Source organism: Agrococcus sp. GCM10030265 (assembly GCF_042666675.1).
Taxonomy (GTDB): domain Bacteria; phylum Actinomycetota; class Actinomycetes; order Actinomycetales; family Microbacteriaceae; genus Agrococcus.
Window position 1 is genome coordinate 1 of sequence record NZ_JBHTCZ010000011.1, and the last position, 1,984, is coordinate 1,984.

A 1,984-nucleotide genomic window follows, 5' to 3' on the forward strand; every position below is an offset into this window, starting at 1 on the left:
AGCCGTGGACGCTGCACGAGTGAGAATGCAGGCATGAGTAGCGAAAGACATGTGAGAAACATGTCCTCCGAAAGACCAAGGGTTCCAGGGTCAAGCTAATCTTCCCTGGGTAAGCCGGGACCTAAGGCGAGGCCGACAGGCGTAGTCGATGGACAGCAGGTTGATATTCCTGCGCTGGCGAAGAACCGCCCAAGTCAATCCAGTGGTGCTAAGAGTCCGAATCCTTGCGTGCGGATCCCTTCGGGGTGATGCCGCTTGGGCTAGCACTCGACCCCATGCTGGTGCGGCTAGCGTATTAACAGGTGTGACGCAGGAAGGTAGTCGAACCGGGCCGATGGTTGAGTCCGGGCAAGGTCGTAGGGGTGAAGATAGGCAAATCCGTCTTCAACGTTCCCCGAGAGCTGATGCCGAACCCTAGAGGGAAGTCGACGATCCTATGCTGCCGAGAAAAGCATCGACGCGAGGTTCAAGCCACCCGTACCCCAAACCGACTCAGGTGGTCAGGTAGAGAATACCAAGGAGATCGAGAGAATCGTGGTTAAGGAACTCGGCAAAATGCCCCCGTAACTTCGGGAGAAGGGGGGCCTGAGGCGTGACGGGACTTGCTCCCTGAGCGTTCGACGGCCGCAGAGACCAGTGGGAAGCGACTGTTTACTAAAAACACAGGTCCGTGCCAAGTCGCAAGACGATGTATACGGACTGACGCCTGCCCGGTGCTGGAAGGTTACGAGGAAGGGTTAGCGCAAGCGAAGCTCTGAATTTAAGCCCCAGTAAACGGCGGTGGTAACTATAACCATCCTAAGGTAGCGAAATTCCTTGTCGGGTAAGTTCCGACCTGCACGAATGGCGTAACGACTTCCCAGCTGTCTCAACCGCGAACTCGGCGAAATTGCACTACGAGTAAAGATGCTCGTTACGCGCAGAAGGACGGAAAGACCCCGTGACCTTTACTATAGTTTGGTATTGGTGTTCGGCGTGGCTTGTGTAGGATAGGTGGGAGACTGTGAAGCTTGGACGCTAGTTCAGGTGGAGTCGCCGTTGAAATACCACTCTGGTCACTCTGGATATCTAACTTCGAACCGTGATCCGGTTCAGGGACAGTGCCTGATGGGTAGTTTAACTGGGGCGGTTGCCTCCCAAAGAGTAACGGAGGCGCCCAAAGGTTCCCTCAACCTGGTTGGCAATCAGGTGTCGAGTGTAAGTGCACAAGGGAGCTTGACTGTGACAGTGACAACTGGAGCAGGGACGAAAGTCGGGACTAGTGATCCGGCAGTGGCTTGTGGAAGCGCTGTCGCTCAACGGATAAAAGGTACCTCGGGGATAACAGGCTGATCTTGCCCAAGAGTCCATATCGACGGCATGGTTTGGCACCTCGATGTCGGCTCGTCGCATCCTGGGGCTGGAGTAGGTCCCAAGGGTTGGGCTGTTCGCCCATTAAAGCGGCACGCGAGCTGGGTTTAGAACGTCGTGAGACAGTTCGGTCCCTATCCTCTGTGCGCGTAGGAAGTTTGAGAGGATCTGACCCTAGTACGAGAGGACCGGGTTGGACGAACCTCTGGTGTGTCAGTTGTTCCGCCAGGAGCACCGCTGATTAGCTACGTTCGGGATGGATAACCGCTGAAAGCATCTAAGCGGGAAGCCGGCCTCAAGATGAGACTTCCAAGCCTTTCGAGGCGAGAGGCCCCCAGCCAGACGACTGGGTTGATAGGCCGGATGTGGAAGCGGGGACTAACGACCCGTGGAGCTGACCGGTACTAATAGGCCGATGACTTGATAACACTTCGCATGAGCGATGCTTGCGTCCACTTTGTGGTTCTCGATGGACGGTCGAGAACAAGGATCCGCTAGGATTCGACTGAAACATCCATAGTGTTTCGGCGGCCATAGCGTGAGGGAAACGCCCGGTCACATTCCGAACCCGGAAGCTAAGCCTCACAGCGCCGATGGTACTGCAGGGGGGACCCTGTGGGAGAGTAGGACACCG

2 rRNA genes are annotated in these 1,984 nt (G+C 56.1%); both read left to right on the top strand.

Going from position 1 to position 1,984, the window contains the following annotated elements:
- Positions 1 to 1,778 (top strand): 23S ribosomal RNA (locus ACFQPP_RS14795); the annotation flags it as partial.
- 95 nt (positions 1,779 to 1,873) lie between these two features.
- Positions 1,874 to 1,984, top strand: a 5S ribosomal RNA gene (rrf, locus tag ACFQPP_RS14800); the annotation flags it as partial.